Origin of the sequence: Blastococcus sp. TML/M2B (assembly GCF_016612865.1) — a bacterium.
Classification (GTDB): domain Bacteria; phylum Actinomycetota; class Actinomycetes; order Mycobacteriales; family Geodermatophilaceae; genus Blastococcus.
The window spans coordinates 1,363,564-1,387,545 of sequence record NZ_JAENZZ010000002.1 but is presented as its reverse complement, the minus strand read 5'-3'; the positions used below and the strand labels follow the sequence as shown (position 1 = coordinate 1,387,545).

The 23,982-nt window shown below is 77.1% G+C and carries 25 protein-coding genes and 1 pseudogene; 14 read left to right on the top strand and 12 right to left on the bottom strand.

What is annotated here, in order from left to right:
• Positions 1-18: 18 nt before the first annotated feature.
• Both JKP75_RS15210 and JKP75_RS15205 read right to left on the bottom strand, forming a co-directional pair.
• Positions 19-579 carry an Rv3235 family protein gene (locus tag JKP75_RS15210; RefSeq protein WP_200490497.1) on the bottom strand — a complete coding sequence of 187 codons (561 nt, stop codon included), beginning with the start codon at positions 577-579 and terminating at the stop codon, positions 19-21.
• Between the two features lie 80 nt (positions 580-659).
• Entirely contained in the window at positions 660-1,355 is a 696-nt protein-coding gene (locus JKP75_RS15205) for a hypothetical protein (protein WP_200490498.1), read from the bottom strand.
• A gap of 94 nt (positions 1,356-1,449) precedes the next feature.
• Between JKP75_RS15205 and JKP75_RS15200 the strand changes: the two genes are divergently transcribed.
• A complete protein-coding gene (locus JKP75_RS15200; protein WP_200490499.1) occupies positions 1,450-2,019 on the top strand; it encodes a hypothetical protein in 570 nt (189 codons plus the stop codon).
• 15 nt (positions 2,020-2,034) lie between these two features.
• Here the strand turns inward: JKP75_RS15200 and JKP75_RS15195 are convergent, their stop codons facing one another.
• Complete coding sequence (locus JKP75_RS15195; RefSeq protein WP_242471230.1) at positions 2,035-2,310, bottom strand: helix-turn-helix domain-containing protein; 276 nt, start codon at positions 2,308-2,310, stop codon at positions 2,035-2,037.
• A gap of 193 nt (positions 2,311-2,503) precedes the next feature.
• Between JKP75_RS15195 and JKP75_RS15190 the strand changes: the two genes are divergently transcribed.
• The 4 genes from JKP75_RS15190 to JKP75_RS15175 all read left to right on the top strand — a co-directional run bounded on the left by JKP75_RS15190 (position 2,504) and on the right by JKP75_RS15175 (position 6,580).
• Positions 2,504-3,247, top strand: coding sequence for an SAF domain-containing protein (locus JKP75_RS15190; protein ID WP_309229891.1), 744 nt, complete (start codon positions 2,504-2,506; stop codon positions 3,245-3,247).
• Positions 3,247-4,542, top strand: a complete 1,296-nt coding sequence (locus tag JKP75_RS15185) for a chromosome partitioning protein (protein WP_200490501.1) — start codon at positions 3,247-3,249, stop codon at positions 4,540-4,542. Before JKP75_RS15190 ends, JKP75_RS15185 begins: the two co-directional genes overlap by 1 nt.
• Positions 4,543-4,611: 69 nt before the next feature.
• Positions 4,612-5,991, top strand: coding sequence for a wax ester/triacylglycerol synthase family O-acyltransferase (locus JKP75_RS15180; protein ID WP_200490502.1), 1,380 nt, complete (start codon positions 4,612-4,614; stop codon positions 5,989-5,991).
• 76 nt (positions 5,992-6,067) lie between these two features.
• Positions 6,068-6,580: a DUF6912 family protein gene (locus JKP75_RS15175; RefSeq protein ID WP_200490503.1), complete on the top strand. Its 513-nt coding sequence runs from the start codon at positions 6,068-6,070 to the stop codon at positions 6,578-6,580.
• 74 nt (positions 6,581-6,654) lie between these two features.
• Here JKP75_RS15175 and JKP75_RS15170 read toward each other — a convergent pair whose 3' ends face one another.
• Complete coding sequence (locus JKP75_RS15170) at positions 6,655-10,845, bottom strand: FtsK/SpoIIIE domain-containing protein (protein ID WP_200490504.1); 4,191 nt, start codon at positions 10,843-10,845, stop codon at positions 6,655-6,657.
• A 155-nt stretch (positions 10,846-11,000) separates the two neighbouring features.
• On the opposite strand from JKP75_RS15170, the gene JKP75_RS15165 reads away from it, so the two are divergent.
• Complete coding sequence (locus tag JKP75_RS15165; RefSeq protein WP_200490505.1) at positions 11,001-11,294, top strand: WXG100 family type VII secretion target; 294 nt, start codon at positions 11,001-11,003, stop codon at positions 11,292-11,294.
• Between the two features lie 124 nt (positions 11,295-11,418).
• A pseudogene (locus JKP75_RS15160) lies at positions 11,419-11,940 on the top strand (MaoC family dehydratase); the annotation flags it as partial.
• A 39-nt stretch (positions 11,941-11,979) separates the two neighbouring features.
• On the opposite strand, the gene JKP75_RS15155 reads toward JKP75_RS15160, so the two are convergent.
• The gene (locus JKP75_RS15155; RefSeq protein ID WP_200490506.1) at positions 11,980-12,402 is read right to left on the bottom strand and encodes an NUDIX hydrolase; all 423 of its coding nucleotides are present in this window, start codon (positions 12,400-12,402) and stop codon (positions 11,980-11,982) included.
• A gap of 113 nt (positions 12,403-12,515) precedes the next feature.
• Between JKP75_RS15155 and JKP75_RS15150 the strand changes: the two genes are divergently transcribed.
• The 4 genes from JKP75_RS15150 (at position 12,516) to JKP75_RS15135 (ending at position 15,102) form a co-directional block, all read left to right on the top strand.
• A complete protein-coding gene (locus JKP75_RS15150) occupies positions 12,516-13,139 on the top strand; it encodes a DUF6758 family protein (protein WP_200490507.1) in 624 nt (207 codons plus the stop codon).
• A gap of 164 nt (positions 13,140-13,303) precedes the next feature.
• Complete coding sequence (locus JKP75_RS15145) at positions 13,304-13,462, top strand: hypothetical protein (RefSeq protein WP_200490508.1); 159 nt, start codon at positions 13,304-13,306, stop codon at positions 13,460-13,462.
• Positions 13,463-13,520: 58 nt separating this feature from the next.
• Entirely contained in the window at positions 13,521-14,147 is a 627-nt protein-coding gene (locus tag JKP75_RS15140) for a PH domain-containing protein (RefSeq protein ID WP_200493203.1), read from the top strand.
• 49 nt (positions 14,148-14,196) lie between these two features.
• Positions 14,197-15,102: a PHP domain-containing protein gene (locus tag JKP75_RS15135; RefSeq protein WP_200493202.1), complete on the top strand. Its 906-nt coding sequence runs from the start codon at positions 14,197-14,199 to the stop codon at positions 15,100-15,102.
• Here JKP75_RS15135 and JKP75_RS15130 read toward each other — a convergent pair.
• Genes JKP75_RS15130 through JKP75_RS15115 form a run of 5 tightly spaced genes read right to left on the bottom strand, consistent with a single transcriptional unit; the run spans position 15,066 to position 19,670 of the window.
• A complete protein-coding gene (locus JKP75_RS15130) occupies positions 15,066-15,569 on the bottom strand; it encodes an oxygenase MpaB family protein (protein WP_375539247.1) in 504 nt (167 codons plus the stop codon). The two genes, JKP75_RS15135 and JKP75_RS15130, sit on opposite strands and share 37 nt — an antisense overlap.
• Positions 15,464-15,937, bottom strand: a complete 474-nt coding sequence (locus JKP75_RS24715; protein ID WP_375539246.1) for an oxygenase MpaB family protein — start codon at positions 15,935-15,937, stop codon at positions 15,464-15,466. The genes JKP75_RS15130 and JKP75_RS24715 overlap by 106 nt, the downstream gene beginning before the upstream one ends.
• Positions 15,934-16,836 carry an alpha/beta fold hydrolase gene (locus JKP75_RS15125; RefSeq protein ID WP_200490512.1) on the bottom strand — a complete coding sequence of 301 codons (903 nt, stop codon included), beginning with the start codon at positions 16,834-16,836 and terminating at the stop codon, positions 15,934-15,936. The genes JKP75_RS24715 and JKP75_RS15125 overlap by 4 nt, the downstream gene beginning before the upstream one ends.
• Before the next feature lie 42 nt (positions 16,837-16,878).
• Positions 16,879-18,009: a PQQ-binding-like beta-propeller repeat protein gene (locus JKP75_RS15120; RefSeq protein ID WP_200490513.1), complete on the bottom strand. Its 1,131-nt coding sequence runs from the start codon at positions 18,007-18,009 to the stop codon at positions 16,879-16,881.
• On the bottom strand, positions 18,009-19,670 hold the full coding sequence (locus tag JKP75_RS15115) for a DEAD/DEAH box helicase (RefSeq protein WP_309229890.1): 1,662 nt from the start codon (positions 19,668-19,670) through the stop codon (positions 18,009-18,011). The genes JKP75_RS15120 and JKP75_RS15115 overlap by 1 nt, the downstream gene beginning before the upstream one ends.
• A 376-nt stretch (positions 19,671-20,046) precedes the next feature.
• Here JKP75_RS15115 and JKP75_RS15110 point away from each other — a divergent pair, with 376 nt between their 5' ends.
• Complete coding sequence (locus JKP75_RS15110; protein ID WP_200493201.1) at positions 20,047-20,697, top strand: ferritin-like fold-containing protein; 651 nt, start codon at positions 20,047-20,049, stop codon at positions 20,695-20,697.
• 185 nt (positions 20,698-20,882) lie between these two features.
• On the opposite strand, the gene JKP75_RS15105 is transcribed toward JKP75_RS15110, so the two are convergent.
• Both JKP75_RS15105 and JKP75_RS15100 read right to left on the bottom strand, forming a co-directional pair.
• Positions 20,883-21,125, bottom strand: a complete 243-nt coding sequence (locus JKP75_RS15105; protein WP_200490515.1) for a DUF3107 domain-containing protein — start codon at positions 21,123-21,125, stop codon at positions 20,883-20,885.
• Between the two features lie 94 nt (positions 21,126-21,219).
• Complete coding sequence (locus JKP75_RS15100; RefSeq protein WP_200490516.1) at positions 21,220-21,867, bottom strand: TetR/AcrR family transcriptional regulator; 648 nt, start codon at positions 21,865-21,867, stop codon at positions 21,220-21,222.
• A gap of 71 nt (positions 21,868-21,938) precedes the next feature.
• Here JKP75_RS15100 and JKP75_RS15095 point away from each other — a divergent pair, with 71 nt between their 5' ends.
• Positions 21,939-22,970: an alpha/beta fold hydrolase gene (locus tag JKP75_RS15095; RefSeq protein WP_200490517.1), complete on the top strand. Its 1,032-nt coding sequence runs from the start codon at positions 21,939-21,941 to the stop codon at positions 22,968-22,970.
• 101 nt (positions 22,971-23,071) lie between these two features.
• Positions 23,072-23,947 (top strand): DUF3152 domain-containing protein, encoded by an 876-nt coding sequence (locus JKP75_RS15090; protein ID WP_309229889.1) that lies wholly within the window; start codon positions 23,072-23,074, stop codon positions 23,945-23,947.
• The last annotated feature ends 35 nt before the right edge of the window (positions 23,948-23,982 follow it).

The following is a 23,982-nucleotide window of genomic DNA, read 5'->3' as shown; positions in this document are numbered from 1 at the left end:
AGATCCGCAGCCCTCCGGCTAACCGATCTGCAGCGCGGTGCACCGCCACCGGCCGTCGATGCCCTCGAGCCGGGCCGCCACGGCGTGCGCCCGGCCGCCCCGGTGGGCGACCGCGCTGACCTCGGCCACGCCGTCGACCGGCTCGCAGACGTGCACCGGGCCGACCAGCAGCGGCGCGGTTCCTCCCGAGCACCAGCGGGGCCGCCGGCCGCGGGCGAGCGCGGTGAAGACCCCCGGCGAGGTCAGCGACTGGAGCTGCCCGACCGGCCGCCGCCCGGCGAGCACCTCGAGCGCGAGCGTCACCACCCGGCGGCCCGCCTCGCCGGCCGCGGGGAGGTCCGCGCGCTGCGACCACGTGGGGCCGAACTCGTCGTCCCGCGGCACGGGACCGGCCGGGCGCGGCCGCGGACCGGGGCGGTGCGGCGGCCGGGGGACGGCGACGCCGGGCACCACGAGGCGGACCGGCACGCGCGGGTCCTGCAGCGGGGGCTGCGGCGTCGGGACGCGGACCAGGCGCAGCCGGGCGGGCGCGGTCGCGGGCGTCGGGCGGGTGGGGGCGGGGTGGACGGGGACGGTCATGCGGGCTCCCGTGGTCGAGGTCGGTCGAGGTGGGTCGGGGTCGGTGGTCGTGCTGCGGTGCTCGTGGGGCCGCGGGGCTCTCACGGCGGCGGGCGGAGCACCTGACCGGGCAGCAGGAGGTCGGGGTCGGGTCCGATGACGTCGGCGTTCGCCGTCCACCAGGCGCGGGTGGCCGCGGCGACCTCGGCACCGGTGGGCGCCCGGCCGAGCTCGGCGCCGAGCCGGCCGGCGGCGATGTCCCACAGGCAGTCGCCGCGGACGACGACGTGGCTCCCGGCGAGCTGCGGCGCCACGGGCCAGTCGGGCAGCGCTGCGACCGGGCCGCCCACCTCGGCACCCGTCGCGGGAGCGGGCGCGGGCCAGTCCGGCACGGTGGGCGCCGGGCCGGCCGCGGCCGCCGGTGCGGGGACGAGCAGGAGGGCGGTGCCGGCCAGCGGGCCGGTCAGGCCGAGCCCGACGCCGAGCGCGAGCGCCGCGCTGCGCCGGGCGCCGGCCGGGAGGACCACGCGCACCAGCACGTGCGCCGCCTGGCCGAGCGCGCCGGGCAGCGCCGAGACGGCGGTGAGCAGCAGGCCGAGCGCGCCCCACGCCCAGGCGCCCCAGGCGAGGAGCCCGGCGGCGGCCAGCAGCAGCTCCTCCGCGCCCGCGGTGTCCGCCGTGTGCTGCGCCTCGAGCACAGCGGCGGCCATCGCCGCGAACGAGGGGGTGAGCGCCGCCAGCGCGGCTGCGATCCCCGCCATGGCCGCGGTCGTGCCGGCCAGCCGTGCCCAGGTCATGGCGTCTCCTCCGTCGGTGAAGCGCAACTAAAGCAACCAAATGCACGCAAACGCAACCGAACCTGTGGATCTAGGCTTCGGGCCGGAGGTGGTCATGCGCTGGCAGCAGCTCTTCGCCGATCTGGAGGCGCGGTTCACGGCCGAGCAGGAGGCGGTCGAGCGCGCCGAGACGTCGTCGCGGGTGCGGCACGAGGTGGGTGCGCTGCGCTGGGCCGACCGGGTGGCCGGCGCGGTCGGCTCGCCCGTGGTCCTGCTCTGCGCGGGCGCCGGGCCGGTCGCGGGCACGCTCGCGGAGACGGGCAGCGACTGGCTGCTGCTCGTCGACGACGCCGGGCGCGAGTGCGTGGTGGCGGCGTCCGCCGTGCGCGCGGTGAGCGGGCTGGGCCGGCGCACGGCACCGGCCGGGGACGCCGGGCCGGTGCGGGCGCGGCTGGACCTGCGGCGCGCGCTCCGGGGCCTGGCCCGCGACCGGGCGGCGGTGCAGGTCGTCCTCGACGAGGGGACGGCGCTGTCCGGCACGATCGACCGGGTCGGCGCCGACTACGTGGAACTGGCCGAGCACCCGGTCGACGTGCACCGGCGGGCGGAGGCCGTGCAGGGGGTGCGCACCGTCGTCCTCGACGCGGTGGTGCTGGTCAGGACGGTGCTGCCGGGCGCGGGCTGAGCCGCGGTCGGCGGGTCAGGCGGGGGGAGCGGCTCCGCCGTTGTCAGCGCTCACCTCGGCGGGCTGCTCGCTCCCGGCCGTCTCGGGCGGGGGGACCGTGCCGGCGCGGGCCTCGGCGTACTTCTGCTGGATGAACCGCTCGAGCTCGTCGACCTCGATGCGCCACTGGCCGCGGCCGCCGATCTGGATGGCGATGAGCTCCTTGCGGCGCACGAGGGCGTACGCCTGCGACCACGAGACGTTGAGGATCTCGGCGACGTCGTCCAACGTCAGGAAGCGGGGCGTGGGCATGGGGTCCTCTCCATCCGGTGCGGCCAGTCTGTCAGCCGCACCGGTGACCGGGAGCAGCCGTCCACACCCGAACGTGTGGATGACGGCAGCGGGCGACCGCCTCCGTGCCGCACTATCGGCACCCGTCCGCCAGCAGAGCGCGCCGACGGCACCGGCGCGCCGGAGGTCGGCGCGCAGGAGAGGGAGCCGTGCAGTGACCGCCGTCCGTCCCGCTCCGCCACCGTCGACGTCGTCCGCGGGTGCGCCGGCCACCGGTCCGGCGCCGCGCCGCGTCCGCCCGCCGCGCTGGCTGGACCTGCGGCTGCTGCTCGGCGTCCTGCTCGTGCTCGGCTCGGTCCTGCTGGGTGCCCGGGTGGTCGGTGCCGCCGACGCGACGGTGCCGGTGTGGGCGGCGGCCGCGGACCTGGCGGCGGGCACGGAGCTCGACGCGGACGACCTGATCGCCGTCGACGTGCGCCTGGACGGTGCGGCGGACGCCTACCTCTCCACCTCGACCCGGCCGGCGGGACGCACGCTGGCGCGCGCGGTCCGGGCGGGGGAGCTGGTGCCCGGCTCGGTGCTGGAGGAGGCGGCCGGGCTCGTGCAGGTGGCCCTGCCCGTGCAGGCCGGCTACGTGCCGCCGGGCCTGCGGCGCGGCGGCCTGGTCGACGTGTACGCGGTCGCCGACCCCGCCGTGGGCGCGACCGCCGCGACGGGCGGGACCGTCACCCCCGTGGTGCTGCGGGCGCCGGTGCAGGCGCTGTCCGGCCGGACCGACGGCGTCCTGTCGACCCCTACGACGACGGTCCAGGTCGTGGTGGCGGTGGCCGAGGACGAGGCGGCCGCGGTGCTCGCCGCGATCGGCGGCCGGCCGCTGGTGGTCGTGGTCCACGACTCGGTGGAGCGCGACGCGGACGCCCTCGGCCGCGCGCCGGCCGCGACGGGGCCGACCGGCTGATGGCCGTCCAGGTGTTCACCGCGGTCACCGGGGCCGCGTGGGAGTCCGCGCTCGTCGGCGCCCTGGACCGGTCCGACCACGGGGTGACCGTGGTGCGGCGGTGCGTGGACGTCTCGGAGCTGCTCGCCGCCGCCGCGACCGGGACCGGCCAGGCCGCGCTGCTGTCGGCGGAGCTGCGCCGCCTGGACGGTGACGCGGTGGCCCGGTTGGGCGCCGCGGGGGTCGCGGTCGTCGGCCTGGTCGAGCCGGGGGACGACCGGGCGGCCGAGCGGCTGCGCCAGCTCGGGGTGGCGCACGTGCTCCCCGCGGACGCCGAGCCGGAGGACATCGCCCGCGCGCTGCGGGAGGCCGTGGCCGGCGCGCCGCCGGCGCCGCGGGACGTGGCCGACCCGCTGGCGGCGCTGCCCGAGCTGGGCGTGCTCCCGGAGGGTGGCGCGCGACCCGACGGCCGGGGCCGGCTGGTCGCGGTGTGGGGCCCCACGGGCGCCCCCGGTCGGACGACGGTCGCGGTCGGGCTGGCCGACGAGGCCGCGCGGCTGGGCGTGCCGACCCTGCTGGTCGACGCCGACGTCCACGGGGGCGTGGTCGCGCAGGTGCTCGGGCTGCTCGACGACTCCCCGGGACTGGCCGGTGCCGCGCGGCTGGCCGGGGCGGGCACGCTGGACCGGGCGGCGCTGCTGCGGCTGGCGTGGGCGGTGCACCCCCGGCTGCACGTGCTCACCGGCCTGGCGCGGGCCGACCGGTGGCCGGAGCTGCGCCCGCGGGCGGTGGGCACGGTGCTGGAGGAGGCCCGCACCCTGGCGGAGCTGACCGTCGTGGACTGCGCGTTCAACCTCGAGGACGACGAGGAGCTCTCGTTCGACACCGCGGCCCCGCGGCGCAACGGGGCGACGCTCGCCGTCCTGGAGGCGGCCGACACCGTGCTGTGCGTCAGCGGTGCCGACCCGGTCGCACTGCAGCGCAGCATCCGGGCGCTGGACGAGCTGCGCGAGGCGCTCCCCGACGTGCAGCCGGTGCTCGTGGTGAACCAGGTCCGTCGCGGCCCGGTGCCGGGGGACCCGCGGGCGGAGATCGCCGCCGCCCTGCAGCGGTTCGCCGGCCGCGAGGTGGCGTTCTTCCTCCCCGCCGACCGCCGCGCCACCGACGCGGCGCTGGCCGCCGGCCGGACGCTGGCGGAGGTGGCGCCCGCGTCGGCGCTGCGGGGCGAGCTGCGCGCCCTGGCGGCCGTGCTGGCCGGGGTGCCCGCTCCCGCGTCGTCCCGCCGCGGGCTGCGCGGCGTCCGGCGGGCGGGGTGAACGCTGGAGTGTCGGGGCACCGGTCGCCCGACGTAGCGTGAGCCCTCGTTCCCGAGCCCGAGGAGTGCCATGGTCGAGCGGCTGAGCCCGCTGGAGGCCTCGTTCCTCTACCTGGAGGAGCCGGCCACCCCCATGCACGTGGGCGGGGTGCTGGTGCTCGAGGCGCCGCCCGGTGGGCTGGACGCGCTGGCGGCGCTGGTCGAGGCGCGCCTGGCCCTCGTCCCGCGCTACCGGCAGCGGGTCGCCGAGGTGCCCGGGCACCTGGCCGACCCGGTGTGGGTCGACGACCGGGACTTCGACCTGGCCTACCACCTGCGGCGGTCCGGGCTCCCGCGGCCGGGCACGGAGGCGCAGCTGCTCGACCTCGTCTCACGGCTGGCGTCCCGGCCGCTGGACCGCAGCCGCCCGCTCTGGGAGGCGTACCTCATCGAGGGCCTCAGCGGCGGTCGCGTGGCGGTCATGACCAAGACCCACCCGGCCCTCGTCGACGGCCTGAGCGCGATCGACATCGGGCAGGTGCTGCTCGACGTCGACCCGGAGGCCGTCGCTCCCGAGCCGGTCGACTGGCAGCCCGGGCGCGCACCCGGTGGCGCCGAGCTGGTCCTGCAGGCGCTCGACGAGTACGTGCGCCGGCCCTCGACGGCGGTCGGTGTGGCGCGCGCCGCGGCCTCCGACCTCCGGTCCACGGCGGTGCGCGTCGGCGGTGTGGCCGGCGGGCTGCTGCGGGCCGTGCGTTCGGCGGTGCTCCCGGCGCCGCACAGCCCGTTGAACGCGCCCGTCGGGCGGCAGCGGCGGGTCGCTGTCGCGCGGGCGGAGCTCGAGGACCTGAAGCGGGTGCGCAAGGCGCACGGCGGGACGGTCAACGACGTCCTCCTGGCGGTGCTGACCGGCGCCCTGCGGGAGTGGCTGCTCTCCCGGGGCGAGCCGGTGGTGGGGGGCACGTCGGTGCGCGCGCTGGTCCCGGTCTCGCTGCAGGACGACGAACCGGGGTCGGGCAACCGGGTCACCTCGCACCTGGTGGACCTGCCGGTGGGGGAGCCCAACCCGCGGGTCCGGCTGGCGCACCTCGGCTACGCCATGCGGGGCATCGGCGGGCCGGGGCGGTCGGTGACGGCGGAGAGCCTCATCGCGCTCACCGGGTTCGCGCCGCCCACCCTCCACGCGCTGGGTGCGCGGGCCGCGCGCGGCCTCTCCCGCCGGCTGTTCAACCTGGTCATCACCAACGTGCCCGGACCGCAGGTGCCGCTGTACGCCGCCGGCGGCCGGATGCTCGAGGTGTTCCCGGTCGTGCCGCTGGCCCGCGGGCAGGGCCTGTCGATCGGGATGACCAGCTACAACGGCACCGTGTTCTTCGGCTTCAACGCCGATCGCGACAGCGTCGGCGACGTGGACGTCCTCGCCGACCTGGTCGAGCAGCAGGTCGCGGAGCTCGTCGAGGCGGCCGGCTGAGGGACGCCTCCGGGGTCGGGGTCGCGGCGGCCGGGCATACCGTCGTGCTCCCCATCGACGACAGGAGGCAACCGGCGTGCGCGTGTACCTGCCGGCCACCACCACCGTGCTCCGGACGCTGGTGGACGAGGGCCTGCTCGCCGGCCCGCACACGGCGTTCGCGGTCACCCCGCAGCTGCGGGACTTCTACGAGCGCAGCGACCCCGACGCCGACCAGGAGGAGCTCGAGTACGCGGCGCTGCTGACCGCGGCCCGCGCGAGCCTCCGGCTGCTCGACGTCGACCCGACCGCCCCTCGGCGCCGGGTGGTGCTGGCCGCGGACGTGCCGGACGGCCAGGTGACCCCCATGGACGACCCGCACGTGGAGCGCGGCGCGGTCCGGATCACCGCCGACGTCCGGATGCGGGACGTCGCCAGCGCGCACATCGACGGCAGCGAGGCCGAGGACGACGTCCGGGCCGCCGTGAACGTCGTCCTCGAGGCCGACCTCGGCAGCGAGGACGCGCAGTTCGTCGTCGACCAGGCCGAGGGGCACGAGCTCGCCTGGTACGCCAGCCAGGAGCTGGGGCCGGCGCTCGAGCTGCTCTGAGCCGCTCACCGGACCACCCCGGGCGGTGGCGGGTCCTCGCGCACCCCGGCCACCCGCACCCCGGCCACCCGCACCTAGGCCACCCGCACCCGGGCCACCTGCACCCGGGCCACCTGCACCCGCTCGGCAACACCGTCGCGGACCAGCCACCCGCTGCCGGGTCGCGCCGGTAGCGGGAGCCGGGGCAACCGGATGCCGAGCAGCTCGGCGTCCGCCGGACCCGCCCCCAGCAGCAGGCCGGTCCGCGCACGGCGGAGGGCGGCCACCGGGCCCTGGTAGTGGCTGCTCAGCTGCGCCGCGCTCCCGGCCGCGAGGACCACCACCCCGCTGCGGGCGCCCGTCGGCGGCACGGTGGTGAGCCCGGCGCACTCCGGCCCCGCGCCGAGGTCGTCGGCCACGAGGACGCCGGGCCGGCCGTCGAGCGCGTCCACCCACGCGCGCAGGGCGCCCGGATCCGCCGGGTCGAGCGCCGTGCCGGGCAGTCCCTCCGGCCCGCCGGGGCCGGCCGGTGCCCACCACCCGACCTCGGCGCCGCCGGCCGCGAGCCGGTGGGCCAGCGCGTGCAGCGCGGCGGTGCGGCCCGTCCCCGGTCCGCCCACCACGAGCAGGCCACCGCTGCGGCCGAGATCGACCCCGAGCACCTCACCGCCGTCCCCACCCGGCCCGACGGGCACTCGCCACCTGCCGGCGCCTCGAGCCGCAGCATGCGCGGCCGGGCCGACGGGCAGCACGGGGTCGGCCGGCAGCTCGACGACCCGGACCGGCGCCGTCGCGCTCCCGGGAGCCGGCTCGGCCCGCGGGTCCGGAGTGCGGGGGAGCGCCAGCTGGCACTCCTCGGCGTCCTCACCGCACAGCGCCCGGCCCGGTGGCCGGTGCGCGGGCACCGACCGGGCGGGGACGCCGGCGACGGCGTAGTCGGCTCGGTCGGGCAGGGGGAGCACCAGCCGCATCCGCGCGGCTGACGCCAGCCGCCCGCCCGGCACGGCCCGGTCACCGGTCAGCACGCAGGTCAGCCCCACCGCGGCGCCGTCCCGCACGAGCCGCAGCAGGGCGTCCGAGCCGCGCCCGGGGTCGGCGTCGTCCAGCAGCGCGCCGACGGCCTCCAGCCCGTCGACCAGCAGGAGGACCAGTGGAGCGGTGGGGTCCCCGGGCGCGGCGCGACGGGCGTCCACCTCGCGGTTCAGCCGGTCCACCAGCCGGACCGCGCGCAGGATGTCGGTGCTCCCGACGGCCGTGCCGGTGTGCGGCAGCGTCGCGGCCTCGGCGCCGAGGCCACCACCCCCGGCGTCCAGCACGTGCACGTGCAGCTCACCCGGGCCCAGGCGGGCGGTCGCGGACCGCAGCACCGAGCGCAGGAAGGTGGTGCGCCCGCTGCGCGGGCCGCCCACCGCCAGCACGCCGCCACCGACGGTGAGGTCGAGCTCGAGCGGCAGGCGGGCCTGCTGGTCGGGCCGGTCGACCAGCCCGATCCGCAGCCGGGCGGGTTGCTCGCCGTCACCGGCGCCCGCCGGGGCCGCCCGGTCGAGCTCCTCGGCGGCGAGCCGGTCGGGCAGGGGTGGCTGCCACGGCCGGTGCGGGCCGGGCCCGGCCCGCAGCGCGGCCGCTCGCGAGAGGGCGTCGACCAGCCGGACCAGGTCGGTGTCGCCGCCGCCGGCAGCGGGCCGCGAGGGTGCGCCGTGCAGCGGCCAGGACCAGCGGCGCACCTCCGGAGCGGGGGGCGCGCTCCGGTCCGGCACGGCCACCCGGGCGACCTGGAGCAGGCGCGGTGGTGCGTTGCCGGTGCGGAGGACCGCGCGGCCGGGCAGGTCGACCGGCAGGTGCGCGGCGGCCGGCGTGCCGACGACGTCGCGGGAGTCGGCCTCGTCGGTGGTGCGCAGGCAGATCCGCAGCGTGCAGTTGGCCCGGATCTCGGGGGAGACCACCCCGCCCGGCCGCTGGGTGGCGAGCACCAGGTGGATGCCGAGGGAGCGGCCGCGCTGCGCGATGCCGACCAGGCCCGGGACGAATCCGGGCAGCTCCTCGACGAGGGTGGCGAACTCGTCGACCACGATGACCAGCCGGGCGAGCTCGACGGAGGCGGGCAGCGCGGCGAGGTCCGGTACGCCGTGCGCGGCGAGCAGCGCCTCGCGCCGGGACAGCTCCGCCGCCAGCGACCGGAGCGCGCGGGCGGTGGTCGAGCCGTCCAGGTCGGTGAGCAGCCCGACGGTGTGCGGCAGCCGGGCCGCCTCGGCGAACGCCGCACCACCCTTGTAGTCCACGAGCAGGAACGAGCAGCGCTCCGGCGGGTGGTTGAGCGCCAGGCCGGCGATGAGGGACTGCAGCAGCTCGGACTTGCCCGAGCCGGTGGTGCCGGCGACGAGGGCGTGCGGTCCGTCCCGGCACAGGTCGATCGACGCGGGGCCGTCGGAGGTGTTGCCCAGGTCGGTGCGCAGGGTGTCCCGGGCCTGCGGCCACCGGCCCACCGCCGCGCCGTCCGGAGCCGGCCGCACGGCCCACCCCGGCAGGTCGAGCAACCGGACCTCGGTGGGCAGCGCGGAGCCGCTCCCGGCGGGCTCCAGGTCGGCCAGCCCCCGGGCGAGCCGGGCCGCGACCTCGACCGAGATGCGGTCGACCAGCACGGCCGGGCGGTCGGCGGAGCCGTCGCGGGCGAGCACGCCGGAGCTCGCGGTCTCACCGGAGAGGGTGAGCGCGGCGTCCGCGGCCACGGGCAGCTCCCCGGGCCGCTCGGCGGTCGTGAGGACGAGGAGGCCCGCTGCGCGGGCCGCGCGCAGCAGTTCGGCGGTCCGCCCGTCGATCCGCCGGTCCACGACGACGACCAGGTGGCCCGCGCCCGGGGCGGCCGGCTCGGCGGCGAGGCCGGCCGCCCAGGCGCGGAGCGGCGCGTCGCCGTCCCCGTCCGCCGCCCCGGACCCGGGGACGACGTGCACGGCGGCCGTCGGCAGGTGCGGCAGCCACCGCGCCCAGCTCCAGTCGGCGAGCCGGTCGGCGTCGGTCAGGAGCTGCAGGCGCAGCGCGTCCGGCGGGTGCAGGGCGACCAGGGAGCAGAGCACCGCCCGCAGCGCGCCGAGTGCCTCCGCGCGCGGGCCGAGGACCGCCAGGCCGCCCGTGGCCGACAGGTCGACCGGCACGGGCAGGGTGTCGGCGACGGCACGTTCGCGGTGGCCGTCCTGCTCGACGCGCGTCACCTGCACCGGACCGGGGCCCGTGCCGACGCGGACCACCAACGGGCCCCCGCCGGCGGGCCGTCGGCTCCACAGCAGGTCGGTGCGGCGGCGCACCGCGGCGGCGATCGTCGCGGGGTCGGGGTGCTCCTGCTCGGCGGCACGCACGTCGTCGGCCACGGCGTCCGCGACCCGGCGGTGGGCCTCGGCGAGGTCGGCGCGGTGCGCGGCGCGGTCCCGCCGGCCGGTACGCCGGCCGGACCAGCGCTCGGAGGCCCAGGTCCCGAGCGCGACCAGCGGGCTCAGCAGGGCGAAGAACAGGAAGGTCGGCGTGCGCAGGAACCACGCCAGCAGCACGCCACCGACGGCGGGCAGCAGGACCGCCACCCAGGCCAGGCGGCGCGGCGGGGTCTCGGCGGGTGGGCGGGGCAGCACCACCTCCCGCTCCTCGCGGACGGGGCGCAGCCGGTGCGGCGGGCGCAGCCGCGTGCGCCCGCCGCCGGCCGGCTCCACCACCGCGGGGGAGTCGGCGGCGGTGCAGATCGCGAGCGTGGAGGCCCCGAGCCTCAGCCGTGCCGCGGGCGGCCAGCGGGTGAACCGGTCGTCGAGCCGGGATGCGTCCAGCACGCTGCCGTTGGTCGAGCCGAGGTCGCGCACCTCGACCTCCCCGTCGCCGACCCGGACCTCCACGTGGTGCCGCGAGATGTCGGGATCGGCGACGCGGACGTCGCACCCGGCGTCGCGCCCCACGACGTGGACTCCGCGCCCGAGGGCCTGTGCCCGGCCGGCGTCCGGACCGCCGAGCACCCGCAGTTCCAGGGGTGCGGTGGTGGAGGCCGGCGGGGGGACCGGGCCGGCCACCGAGAGGACGGCGCCGTGGCGCAGCAGCGGCGAGCTCAGCGGCAGGCACGCCTCCAGAGGCGCGGCCCCAGCCCAGAGCCCCGCGACCGGCACACCGAGGACCCGGCGGAGGAGCGGCAGCACGTCGGCCACGCACGCGTCGTCGCCGGCCCCGACCTCGACGTCGACCGCGCCCTCCGCGCCGCGGACCGTCCAGCACCGCGGGGTGCGGAGGGGCGGCGGGCCGGCCGGGAGGGTGCTCACCGGCGCATCGTGCCGGGCGGGAACCTCCTGGTGGGGCGCTCCGGCCGGAGCTGTGGACAACCCGGGGCCTGTGGACGGACGAGCGCCCGGGAGGGCCGGGTCGACCTACCGTTCGCAGCGATCGGGACGGACCCGGGACGGAGGAGGAGATCTGCGTGAAGGTCGACATCGGGACGCTGCAGGCGATGGCCGGTCAGTGCCGGGCCGAGGCCGCGGAGAGCACGGCCCGCCAGGCCACCCTGTCGGGCAGCATCAACTCGTCGGTGCTGGACGGCTGGACCGACAGCCAGGCAGCGGTGCAGTTCACCCAGCTGTACGAGCAGTGGCGCCGCTCGGCGCAGAGCCTGAGCGACGCCCTCAACGGCATGGGCGGTCTGCTCAGCAGCGTGGCCGGCTCCTACCAGCAGCACGAGGCGGACATGGCCGCGCGGATCGGTGCGCTGCTCTGAGCCGGGCCGCGGGAGCCGGACGGGTCCCCGGCCGGCTGCCGCCGCCGTCCCCCGTCCGGGGCTCGCGGCGCGCCCGCCGGGAGGCCGTCCGTAGGATCACGACCCGTCCACGCGCGCGTCGAGTCGGGAGCGGTCCATGCAGTTCGGTCGGTACTACGAGGAGTTCGAGGTCGGGGCGGTCTACAAGCACTGGCCCGGGAAGACCGTCACCGAGTACGACGACCACCTCTTCTGCCTCATCACGATGAACCACCACCCGCTGCACATGGACGTGAACTACGCGGAGAACACCACCGACTTCGGCAAGAACGTCGTCGTCGGCAACTACATCTACTCGCTGCTGCTCGGCATGAGCGTCGCCGACGTCTCGGGCAAGGCCATCGCCAACCTCGAGGTCGAGTCGCTGCGGCACGTCGCCCCGACGTTCCACGGCGACACCATCTACGGCGAGACGACCGTCCTCGACAAGACCGAGTCGAAGTCGAAGGACGACCGCGGCGTCGTCTACGTCGAGACCATCGGCTACAAGCAGGACGGCACGATCGTCTGCATCTTCCGCCGCAAGGTCATGGTGCCCAAGCGCTCCTACGGGGAGTCCCGCGGCGGCGAGCAGCCCGGCCGTCCGGAGCCCAAGCCCCGCGGCTGACCTCGCGGTCGACCACGCGGGTGCGCCGCCGGCCGCCGGTCAGGGACCGCCGGCCGGCAGCGCACCCCACGCACGCAGCGTCTCCAGCAGGCGCGGCGTGCACGGCAGCCGGTCCCGGGTGGCGGCGTCGGCGAACAGCACGTCCGCCGCGTCGTCCCCGGCCACTGGCTCGGCCGGCGTCCCGACCAGGGTGCACACGAAGTCGGTGACGTCGTAGACGACGCCGTCGCCCGGGATCGAGAGCCGGCCCACGACGGCGCCGGGTCGGACGGCCAGCCCGGTCTCCTCGCGGACCTCGCGCACCACGGCCTCGGTGAGCGACTCACCCGGCTCCACCCGGCCGCCGGGGACCGACCACATCCCCTCCGAGGGCGCGTGGCCCCGCCGGATCAGCAGCAGCCGGCCCGCCTCGTCCAGCACCACGGCACCCACGCACGGCACCACCGGCAGCTCAGCCGTCATGACCGGCACGCTACGGGCGGCCCGGCCGCGCCGCGGTGCCCACCGTCCCGCGCCACCCGTGCCCGCGCCGGCGCGCTTGACGATTCCGGCCGGTCACAGGACGGTTATGCGCGATGAGCGTCTCGCCGGTCTGCCCCCGCTGCGGCGAGCCGTTGCAGGTCCGCGCCGGCTCGAGCGCCCAGGCCTGGTGCCACCTGCACGGCGCCGTCACACCGCTGCACCACACCGTGCTGGTCGCGCACGACGCGATCGCCGCGGTCACCGCCGACGCCCGGGTACCGGCGTGGGTGCCCGACCCGATGCCCGTCGGCTGGTCGGTCACCGGCCTGGCCTGGGGTGGTGAACCCGGGGCACGCGCCATCGTCGTCGACACCGCCGGGCCGGCACCGCTGGGCGGCTCCGCCGAGCTGGTGCTGGTCGCCGAGGAGCCGGGCACCGGCGTGGGCTGCGGCTACGCCGGGCTGCCCGGCCTCGACCCCGGCGACGTCATCTCCGGCCCCTCGTCGGTCGCCGTCCAGGCAGCCGGCCAGCGGGCACCCCTGTGGGCCGTCCCGACCACCGACGACCGCGCCGCCTTCGTCGGCGAGGCGTTCGGCGTCTGGCTCTGGGTGGTCACCTGGCCGATGAACGCCGCCTGGCTGCTCGCCGAGGAACCACGGCTCCTGGACCTGCGGGAACGCATCTACCCCGACCTCCCGCTGGGCCCGCCCAGCGAGCACCTGCTGCCGGGCACCTGACCCGGACCGGTCCGCCTCGGTTCATGATCGGCGCGTCGCGGCCGGTGCCCCTGAGGTCTGTGTTACCCATGGGACGAACGCGTCCGCCGCATCTCCGGCGGGTCTTCCCACGCAGACCGGTGCTCCCTCCGGCCTGCCCGTTCGAGCCCCCTCGGGAGGTGGCGGTGAACCTGAAGAAGGTCCTCACCTGGCTCCTGGTCGCCTTCGTGGTCTGGTACGTCATCCAGAACCCGGAAGGGTCCGCGGAGATGGTCCGCAACGCCGGCACGGCGCTCGGGGACGCCGCGACGTCCCTCTCCGAGTTCGTCGGCTCGCTCACCTGAGCCGGCCGTGACTGCGAGGCACCCGTGACCCCGAGGCACCCGTGACCGCGAGGCACCCGTGACCGAGTCGCCGGTCCTCCCGACCCGAGCGGGCAAGGACGCCGACAAGTACCTGCTCCCCGGCGAGAACGTCGTCCTGGCCACCCGGCGCCACTGGGCCGTGCTCGTCGAGCCCACGGTGCGCTTCCTGCCGGTGTTCGTCCTCGGCTGCTGGCTGTTCCTGCTCGACCCGGACAACGCGGTGACCAGCGTGGCCGGGCTCGTCGTGCTGCTCGGTGCCCTCGGCTACTACGCGCTGCGCGTCGGCGAGTGGTGGATGCGGCACTTCATCGTCACCCGGCGGCGGGTGCTGCTGACCTCGGGCGTCATCGTCCGCACCGTCACGCTCCTGCCGCTGCGCCGGATCACCGACCTGACCTGGGAGGAGACCTTCTTCGGGCAGATCCTCGGGTACGGCAGCTTCCGGTTCGAGTCCGCCGGGCAGGACCAGGCGCTGCGGCACATCACCTTCATGCCGGACGCCAAGCACGTCTACCGGGAGGTGAGCGGCCTGCTGTTCAGCGCCGACTGGGGCGGGGCGGCGGCCGGCGACGACGAGGGCAACCCGGACGGCGAGCGGCCGCCGGTCGCGCCCGCCCGGCGGCACGACACCGAGCCCATCCCGCCGCTGACGCCCCCGGAGTGAGGGCGCTCCGCCGCGTGCCCCGGCCGCCGGTACGGCAGGGTGGTGCGTGATGCGCATCGACCTGCACACCCACTCCTCGGTCTCCGACGGCACCGAGACCCCGGCGCAGCTGGTGCGCACCGCGGCGGCCGCGGGGCTCGACGTCGTCGCGCTCACCGACCACGACACGACCGGCGGCTGGGCGGCTGCCGCCGAGGCCCGCCCGGCCGGGCTCACCGTCGTCCCCGGCATGGAGCTGTCCTGCCGCTGGTTCGGCCCGGACCAGCCGCCGACCAGCGTCCACCTGCTGGCCTACCTCTTCGACCCGGACGCACCCGCGCTCTCCGCGGAGCGGGCGCGGCTGCGCGACGAACGGCTCGGCCGGGGCGAGCGGATCGTCGAGGCGCTGGCCGCCGACGGCCACCCGGTGGTGTGGGCCGAGATCGTCGAGGCCTCCGCCGGTGGCGTGGTCGGCCGCCCGCACATCGCCCGCGCCCTCGTGCGCGCCGGCGTCGTGGAGTCCGTCGACGCCGCCTTCGCCTCGCTGCTGAGCCACCGCAGCCCCTACTACGTGAGCAAGGCCGACACCGACGTCCTGCAGGGCATCGCGCTGGTGCGGGCGGCCGGGGGAGTGCCGGTGTTCGCGCACGGCCTGGCCACCAAGCGCGGCCGGGTCGTCGGCGACGACGCGATCGCCGCCATGGCCGCGGCCGGCCTGCTGGGGCTGGAGGTCGACCACCCCGACCACAGCGAGGAGGAGCGGCGGCACCTGCGCGGCCTGGCCGCCGAGCTCGGCCTGCTCGTCACCGGGTCCAGCGACTACCACGGCACCAACAAGACGACGCCGATCGCCGCCTGCACCACCGACCCGGAGCAGTTCGAGGCGCTGCTGGCCGCCGCGGACCGGCAGTGCGCCGTTCCGCGACTGACCGGCAGCGTTCAGGCGCTGAGCCGCTGGGCTCCGACCCGCTCGTAACCCGCCCACACGATCGGTGAGCGCTGCGCCCGCTGCGGCAGCAGCAGGAGCCCCTGCCGGAAGGCGCGGAGCGCGGGGGTCGCCGCGGCGTCGGTGAGCCCGAGGCCGGGCAGCGAGTACATCCGCCGCGCCCACACGGGCAGCAGCGCGACGGCCAGCGAGGCCAGCCCGCCCCACGCCGGCTGCGCCGGGGTCAGGTAGCGCACCCACGTCTTCATGGGCGGGAGCACGACCAGCCGGTAGGCGTCCCGGGCGGCGGGGGTGACCGCCAGCTGCGGCCGCACCCGCTCGAAGTAGGCGGCCAGCTCGGCGACCGAGGCGGGCACCTCGGCGGGGTCCGCGCCGACCAGTTCGGCGGCGGTCACCTGCTCGGCGACGTACCGGTCGGCGTCGTCGTCGGTGAGCGCCAGCCCGGCGCGCCGGGTGCGACCGACAGCAGCGAGTCGACCTCGCAGCAGTGCACCCACAGCAGCAGGTCCGGGTCGTCGACCCGGTAGGTGCGGCCGGTGGTCGCCTCGGTCCCGCCCAGCTGGCGGTGGATGCCGCGCACCCGCGCCACCGCGCGGACCGCCTCGGTGCGGGTGCCGAAGGTGAGCGTGTCGACGTAGGTGGCGGTGCGGATCAGCCGCGGCCACGGCTCCTCGGTGAAGCCCACGGAGTTGCCGGCCACGCCGTCCATGGCCACCGGGTGCAGCGCCTGCAGCAGCAGCGCGCGCAGCCCGCCCACCGAGAACGATGGGTCGGCGTGCACCCGCCACGTGACGCTGCCCGGGCCGAAGAAGCCCAGCCGGTCCTCCTCGGCGGTCCAGTCCGACCGCGACGGCAGGCGGTTCACGCCCGGGCCGGCACGCTCGACCAGAAGTCGCACAGCACGGCGACGGTGCGCGGCGGGTTCTCCACCGCGGGGGAGTGGATCGAGTCCTCGATGACCTCGTACCGGGCGCCGAGCCGCTGCGCCATGTCGGCCTGCACGTGCGGCATCCACGCGTCGTCGGCCTCGCCGTGGGCCACCAGCACCGGCAGTCCGGTCGCCTTCAGCTCCGCGACCCGGTCGGGCTCGGCGAGCATCGCGTCGGCCATGCCGCGCAGCCCGGCAGCGGAGTTGCGCAGGAACCGGCGGGCGTAGAACTCGCGGGTCGGCGCCGGCACCGCCTGGGCCTTGGGGTCGGTCATCGCCAGCTGCTCCATGGTCTCGTGCACCAGCTGCACGCCGCCGGCCTCCAGCAGCGGGCCCAGGTGGTCGAGCAGCTCGGCCCGCCCGCCGGTGAGCTGCGCCGGACCCGAGCCGAGGAGGGTGAAGGAGCGGAACAGCCCCGGCTCGGCGAGCACCGCGCCGCGCGTGACCAGCCCGCCGAAGCTGTGGCCGAGCAGGTGCACCGGGCCGCCGGCGTCCAGGGCCAGCTCGCGGGCCACGCCGATCACGTCGTCGGCGAGTTCGGCCACCGAGTAGCGGGCCGGGTCGTCGGGGCCGGGCGACTCGAACTGGCCGCGCTGGTCGATCGCGACGACGCGGTAGCCGGAGTCGGCCAGCGGCGCGAGCAGCGGCGCGAAGTCCTCCTTGCTCCCCGTGTAGCCGGCGACCATCAGGACCGTGCCCTCGGCGCCCGGTCCGGTGTCCAGCGCGGCGAGCGGGCCGGCACCGCCGGTGAAGCTGCGGGCTGCGGCGCCGTGGTCGGCCAGCTGGCGCAGGTCGGTGGGGGCGACGGAGGGGGCGGACTCGGGACCGGGGGCCATGCCCCCAGTGAACCGCGCCGGGGCGGTCCCCGTCACGGGGGGTTACCGGTAGGCGCGCACCTCGTCGTCCAGCCGGAGGACGACGACGGGGCCGACGACGCCGACCGTCCCGCCGGGGGGCACGTCGTCGGCGACCCAGCGGGCCACCTCCTCGCCGGACAGCGCGTTCCGCACCACGAACCCCCCCGCGGTCGGCAGCACCACCTCGGGCACCCCGGCCGCGGTCGGGGTGGGCAGCCCCTCGGCCGGCGCGGTCCAGCGCGGGAGGCCACCCGCCGGGTCGAACGCCGACACGGTGCCGCCGGCGCGCACGAGCACGAGACCCGCGGCCGACGTCTGCGCGGCGTCGTCGCCGGCGACCGGCACGGTGGCCCGCTGCCTGCCGTCCTCCTGGGCGAACAGCCGCACCTCGCCGTCCACGCGCACGCCGAGCAGCCCGTCGGCGCCGAGCAGCGCGACGTCGGCGTCCTCGGCCGCCGGCACGTCGACGGTCCAGTGCTCGCTGCCCGCGAAGCCGTCGTAGAGGCGCAGCTGGACGGCGTCGCCGCCGGCGCAGCGCTGCAGCACGGCGACCCCCGCGCTGCCGGCCGCGGCGGAGAGCCACTCGCAGCCCCCGGGCGCGCCGGCCCGCCAGCGGACGTTGTTGCCCACCGGGTCGAACGTGAGGACGCCGGTGGGGCTGGCGGCCAGCACGATCTGCGCCGTCGAGGTCAGGACGGCGTCACCGCGCAGGTCGAGGTTGCGCGTCCAGGACCGCACCCCCGTGCCGGCGTCCAGCCCGACCGCCTCGTCGCAGCGCTGCTCGGTGCGGAACACCGCGACCGCGACGCCGTCGGTGACGGTGAGCCCGCACAGCCGGGCGTTGTCCCGGGTGTAGTGCCAGGCCTCCTCGCCGGTCAGCGGGTCCAGCGCCCGCACCCCGGTCGGGGTGCCGACGACGACCCGCGCCGCCTCGACGACGTCGGCGGGCAGCGGCGCGCTCTCGACCGACCAGGCGGGGGAGACGGCGCCGGCCGGCGCCCCCGAGGGGACGTCGGCCGGTGCCGCGGTGGTGCTCTCGGTGGCCGCCGCGTCCGAGCCGCGCCACAGCAGGGCGGCGACGACGACGAGGGCCAGGGTGGCCGCGAGCCACACCCACACGCGCAGGGGCGGGCGGGCCGGCGACCACCGCATCAGGCGTCGGTTGCGGGTGCTGCGTCGCTGCGGCCCGCGCCGCCACGACGGCGACGACGACGGCGCGGCTTCGCGGCCCCGCCCTCGGCGCCCTCACCCTGCGGCGCGGCGTCGCCCGACGCGGCCGGGGCCTGCGCCGGTGCGGCGCCCTCGCCCTCGGCGCCCGAGCCGCTCCCGCCGCGGGTGCGTCGGCGCGGCCGGCTCTTGCCGCCGCCGGAACCCTCGCCGCCGGCGGGCCGGTCGGAGTCCGGACGACCCCGGCCGCCGCGGTCGTGGCCGCCGCGGTCGCCGCCGGTGGGGCGGTTGCGCTTGCCGGTCTCGCCGAGGTCCTCGAGCACCTCGGCGTCCAGACCCTCGCGGGTCCGCTGCGAGCGGGGGAGCCGGCCCTTGGCGCCCTCGGGCACGTCGAGGTCGGAGTAGACCCACGGCGAGGTCGAGTAGGTCTCCGGCGGGTCGTCGAAGCCGAGGTCGAGCGCCTTGTTGATCAGCTGCCACCGCGGGATGTCGTCCCAGTCGACCAGCGTGACCGCGACACCGGTCGAGCCGGCCCGGCCGGTGCGGCCGATGCGGTGCACGTAGGTCTTCTCGTCCTCGGGGCACTGGTAGTTCACGACGTGGCTGACACCGGTGACGTCGATGCCGCGGGCGGCGACGTCGGTGGCGACCAGCACGTCGACCTTGCCGCTGCGGAAGGCGCGCAGCGCCTGCTCGCGGGCGCCCTGGCCGAGGTCGCCGTGCACGGCGGCCGCGGCGAACCCGCGGTCGACGAGCTCGTCGGCGACCTTCTGCGCGGTGCGCTTGGTGCGGCAGAAGACCATGACCAGGCCGCGGTCGCGGGACTGCAGCACGCGGGCGAGCAGCTCGGGCTTGTCCAGGTTGTGCGCCCGGTAGATGAACTGCGTGGTCTGCGGGACCGTCGAACCCTCGTCGTTGCCGTGGGCGCGGATGTGCGTCGGCTGCGTCATGAACGAGCGCGACAGGGTGACGATCGGGCCGGGCATGGTGGCCGAGAACAGCATCGTCTGCCGCTTCTCCGGGACCATCGCGAGGATCCGCTCGATGTCGGGCAGGAAGCCCAGGTCGAGCATCTCGTCGGCCTCGTCGAGGACGAGCATCCGGACCTTGCCCAGGATCAGGTCGCCGCGCTGGGCGAGGTCCAGCAGCCGGCCCGGAGTGCCGACGACGACCTCGACGCCCTTCTGCAGCGACTCGATCTGCGGCTCGAACGCGCGACCGCCGTAGATGGCCTCGACGCGGATGCCGCGCTTGGCGCCCGCCGTCGACAGATCGCGCGCCACCTGCACGCACAGCTCGCGGGTGGGGACGACGACCAGCGCCTGGGGCACGCCGTCGCCGCCCTCGGCCGGCGGGGTGACCCGCTGCAGCATCGGGACGCCGAAGCCGAGGGTCTTGCCGGTGCCGGTGCGCGCCTGGCCGATGAGGTCGTTGCCGGTGAGCGCCAGCGGGAGGGTGAGCTCCTGGATGGCGAAGGTGCGGGTGATCCCGGCCTCGGCCAGGGCCGCGACGATGTCGGGGTGCACGTCGAAGTCGCTGAACAGCGGGCTGTCGCTGGCGACGGGGGCGCCGCCCAGCTCCTCGACCTGCGTCTCGAGCTCCTCGGGAGCCGGCGCGCCGGACTCGGCGTGCTCGAGGGCGGCCACGTCGGCCGCGGGGGTGGTGTCGTTCTCGGTGGAGGTCAGCGGTCTCGCCTCTGGTCTGCTGGGGGGAGAGGTCCTCGCCGCTCGCAGCGTCGGACCGGTCCCGGGGTCGGTTGTCGCGGGATGGGTTCCAGCGCCGACGCGGCCAGCATGACCGGGCGTCCCTGCGGGACCTGCCCGGGAGACGGCCCCTGGGGGCGTCGTCCGACGGTCGTCAGCGCACGTGTGCACGGTGGCCCGTGCGGTCCACCAGGGCCCATGGTAGCGCGGGGACCGGTTAGCCTCTGCGCGCCGCACGCACGATGTGGCCCGCCCCACTCCTCCGGGGCCGGCCGCACCGCGCGCCCGCTCCCCGCCCCCTAGCCCCCAGGAGACCCGTGTGAGCCAGCCCGGACCCGGCGCCGTCGTCGACCTGCTGGGGGTGCTCGCCTATGCGGAGCTGACCGCCTTCGACCGGCTCGCCGAGGACGCCCGGCTGGCGCCCACCCTCGACGGGCGCGCCGCGCTGGCCCGCATGGCGGCCGCGGAGATCGCCCACCACGTGCGGCTCACCGAGCGGCTCGTGGAGCTCGGCGCCGACCCGGCCGCCGCGATGGCGCCGTTCGCCTCGGCCCTGGACACCTTCCACGAGAGCACCCAGCCCAGCACCTGGCTGGAGGGCCTGGTCAAGGCCTACGTCGGCGACGGGCTGGCCGCCGACTTCTACCGCGAGATCGCGGCCTTCCTGCCCGAGGCCGACCGGCTGCTCGTGCTGGAGGTGCTCGACGACACCGGGCACGCCGACTTCGCCGTCCGCGAGGTGCGCGCGGCCATCGCCGCCGACCGGCGGCTGGCCGGCCGGCTGGCGCTCTGGGGACGGCGGCTCGTCGGCGAGGCGATCAGCCGGTCGCAGGCGGTCATCGCCGAGCACGACGGACTGGCCGACCTGATCATCACCGGCACCGGCGACCTGGCCGGCGTCGCCCGGCTCATCGAGCGGATCACCAGCGCCCACACCGAACGCATGACGTCCCTCGGCCTCAACCCATGAAGAAGGGCGCTCCCGCGATGACATGGTCGGCCTCCGGCCGACACCGCGGCCACGAGCCGTCCTCCGGCTGAGCTGAGCGCGTCCGTCGCGCCTGCGCGGGACCCTCCGGGCCCCACTCGGCACGACCACGCAGAAGGGGGCGGCTCCGCCGCGGCGGAGGCGCCCCCTTCTGATCGGGCAGGCTCTTAGGCCGTGCTGCCCGCGATGAATCCGACCCGCCGCTGGTCGGCCTGCGCGATCTCGACGTAGGCGATGCGGTCGACCGGGACGACGACGCGCCGACCCCGCTCGTCGACGAGCGTCAGCAGGCCGTCCTTGGTGGTGCCGGACATGGCTGCCGACACCTCCGCAGCGATCTCGTCAGGGGTCTTGGGGCTGTCGATGACCAGCTCCCGGGGGGAGTGCTGGACGCCGATCTTGACTTCCACGTGGGCGATGCCTCCTCGGTTCGCGCGACTGGGGTCAACGCTAGTCCAGGGGGCGGGCAGCGGGCGGCCGGAGCCGGTGCGCCGACAGCGAACGTCAGACGAGCGGGAGGCCGCCGTCGACGCGCGGGAAACCGGAGATGCCGCGCCACGCCAGCGCCGACATGAGGGCCACGGCCTCGTCGCGCGACACCGTGCCCTTGCGCGGCAGCCACCAGCGGGCGCTGGCCTCGGCGGCCCCGGTCAGCCCGGAGGCGAGCAGCAGCGCGCGCTCGGCGTCGGCCCCGGTGTCGGCGGCGATGACCTCGGCGATCGCCTCGACGCAGGCGCCGGTCCCGCGGTCGACGATCGCCCGCACGTCGGCGTCGTTGCGCAGGTCGGACTCGAACACCAGGCGGAAGGCCTCGCCCTCGGCGTCGATGAAGTCGAAGTAGGCGCCGACGGCGGCGTCCACCCGGGCCCGGTTGTCGTCGGTGCGGCCCATGGCCTCGGCGACGCGGTCCGCGAGCTCGGAGACCTGCTCCTCCAGCAGTGCCAGGTAGAGGTCCCGCTTGCCCGGGAAGTGCTGGTAGAGCACCGGCTTGCTCACGCCCGCGCGGTCGGCGATGTCGTCCATCGCGGCGGCGTGGAAGCCCTGGGCGACGAACACGTCCTGCGCCGCCCGCAGCAGCTGGATCCGCCGGGCGCCGCGCGGGAGGCGCGCGGTGCGCCGGTTGGCGGCGGGAGCGGGGCGTGGGGGCTGCATGGCACCGGGATGCTACCGGCGGCCCGCGTCCCCCCACCGCGGGCGGCCGCGGCGGGATTACCGTCGGTGCGATGCCCGAGATGACCAGGCCCGACGCCGGCGACGTGCCGTCCACCGGGGACGCGCCCGACTCCGCCACCGCCCTCCCCGCGCTGGGCACCCTGCTGCCCCCGTGGCCCGGGGAGCAGCTGTCCCTGGACGGCGGCGAGGTGTTCGTCCGGTGCACCCCGTGGACCGGACCGGTCGACGGGAACCGGGACGGCGCCCCGCGCGAGCGCGCCGTGTACGTGCACGGGCTGGGCGGGGCCTCGACCAACTGGACCGACCTGGCCGCGCTGCTCGCCGTCCGGGTCGACGGCTGGGCGGTCGACCTGCCGGGGTTCGGGCACTCGAACCCGCCGTCGCGGGGCCGCTACTCCATCCGCGGCCACGTGCGCACCGTCGTCGAGCTCCTCGAGCACGTGCGGCGGCAGTCCGGGGAGGCGCAGGGGCGCCCGGTGCACCTGCTGGGCAACTCCCTCGGCGGCCTGGTCAGCCTGCTCGTCGCCGCGCGGCGGCCCGACCTCGTGGGCTCGCTGACGCTGATCTCGCCGGCGATGCCGGTGTACCGGGTGCCGCCGGCGTTCAGCAAGGCGCTGCTGCTCCTGCTGCTGCCCGGTGCCGTCTCGCTGGCCGAGCGCCGGCTGGCCGGGATCACCCCGGAGCAGAACGTGCGGGCGATGATCCGCATGTGCTTCGGCCGGCCGGACCGGGTGCCGAGGGAGCGGGTCGAGCAGGCCGTGGAGGAGATGCGCGTCCGGGCCGAGCAGCCGTGGGCCGATCGCGCGCTGGCCGGGAACATGCGGGGCCTGATCACCTCCTACCTGCGGATCGGGCGCGCCAACGCCTGGCGGCAGGCCCGGTCCCTGCGGATGCCCGTCCTGGTGGTCTGGGGCGACCGCGACCGGCTGGTCGATCCGGCGCTCGCCCCGCGGCTCGCGGCCGCCGTCCCCGGCGCCCACCTGCGGGTGCTCGAGGGCGTCGGCCACGTGGCGATGCTCGAGGCCCCCGAACCCACCGCCCGCGCCGTCCTGGGCATGCTCGAGGCCCTGCCGGCCGGCTGACCCGGCCCGTCGCGGACCGGTGTTCCCGGCTGCGGCCGACACGCCACCGAGCGTGAGACCCTGGCCCGGGACGTCGGGTCGAGCAGCCGGGGAGGTCAGCAGTGACGGGACGCCGCAGCGCCGGCCCTCTGGTCGCCGCGCCGGACCCGGTACGGGCCCGCCGCACCACCCGGCACGAGGGGCCGCTGCGCGGCTTCGCCCGCCGGTACGGCTGGCGCGCCTACGCCATCCCGTTCCTGACGCTGGCCACCCTGATCGCCCTGGTGGACCTGGCCCTCGGCGCCCCGGAGAGCGCCGGTACGGCCCCCACGAGCAGCACCAGCACCCCGCCGGCGGCGTCGGCACCGTCGCCGGACCCGGTGCCCGTCCCGGACGGGCCCGCGGAGGGCGATGCCGAACCGAGCGAGCTCCCGCCGCCCGCCACCGACGCCGCCCCCTACGTCGAGCAGGGCGCCGGTTCCGTGTCGGTCGTCGACGGCACCTCCGAGGTGTACGGCTCCGGGCCGCTGAAGCGCTTCGTCGTCGAGGTGGAGGACGGCATCGAGGTGGACCCGACCGGCTTCGCCGCGGCGGTCGAGGCGACGCTGGGTGATCCGCGGTCGTGGGGCGGCGGCGGCTGGATGTCCTTCCAGCGGGTCGGCGCGGCCGAGGCCGCGGCGGCGCAGTACGAGTTCAAGGTGACGCTGGTCAGCCCCGGCAGCATGGAGACCTACTGCCCGGGCGTCGGCACCGGCGGTTACACCTCCTGCCGGTACGGCGAGCGCGCCGTGATCAACCTGGCCCGCTGGGCCACCGCCGTCCCCGACTACGAGGGCGACATCGCGACCTACCGGCTCTACGTGGTCAACCACGAGGTCGGGCACGCCCTGGGCAACGGCCACCAGCCCTGCCCGGGCGCCGGCGCGGTCGCCCCGGTCATGCAGCAGCAGACCCTCGGGCTCGGGGGCTGCACCAAGAACGCCTGGCCCTACCCCTAGTCCCTGCACCGGGCCCTGGCCGAGGCCGCGGGCGG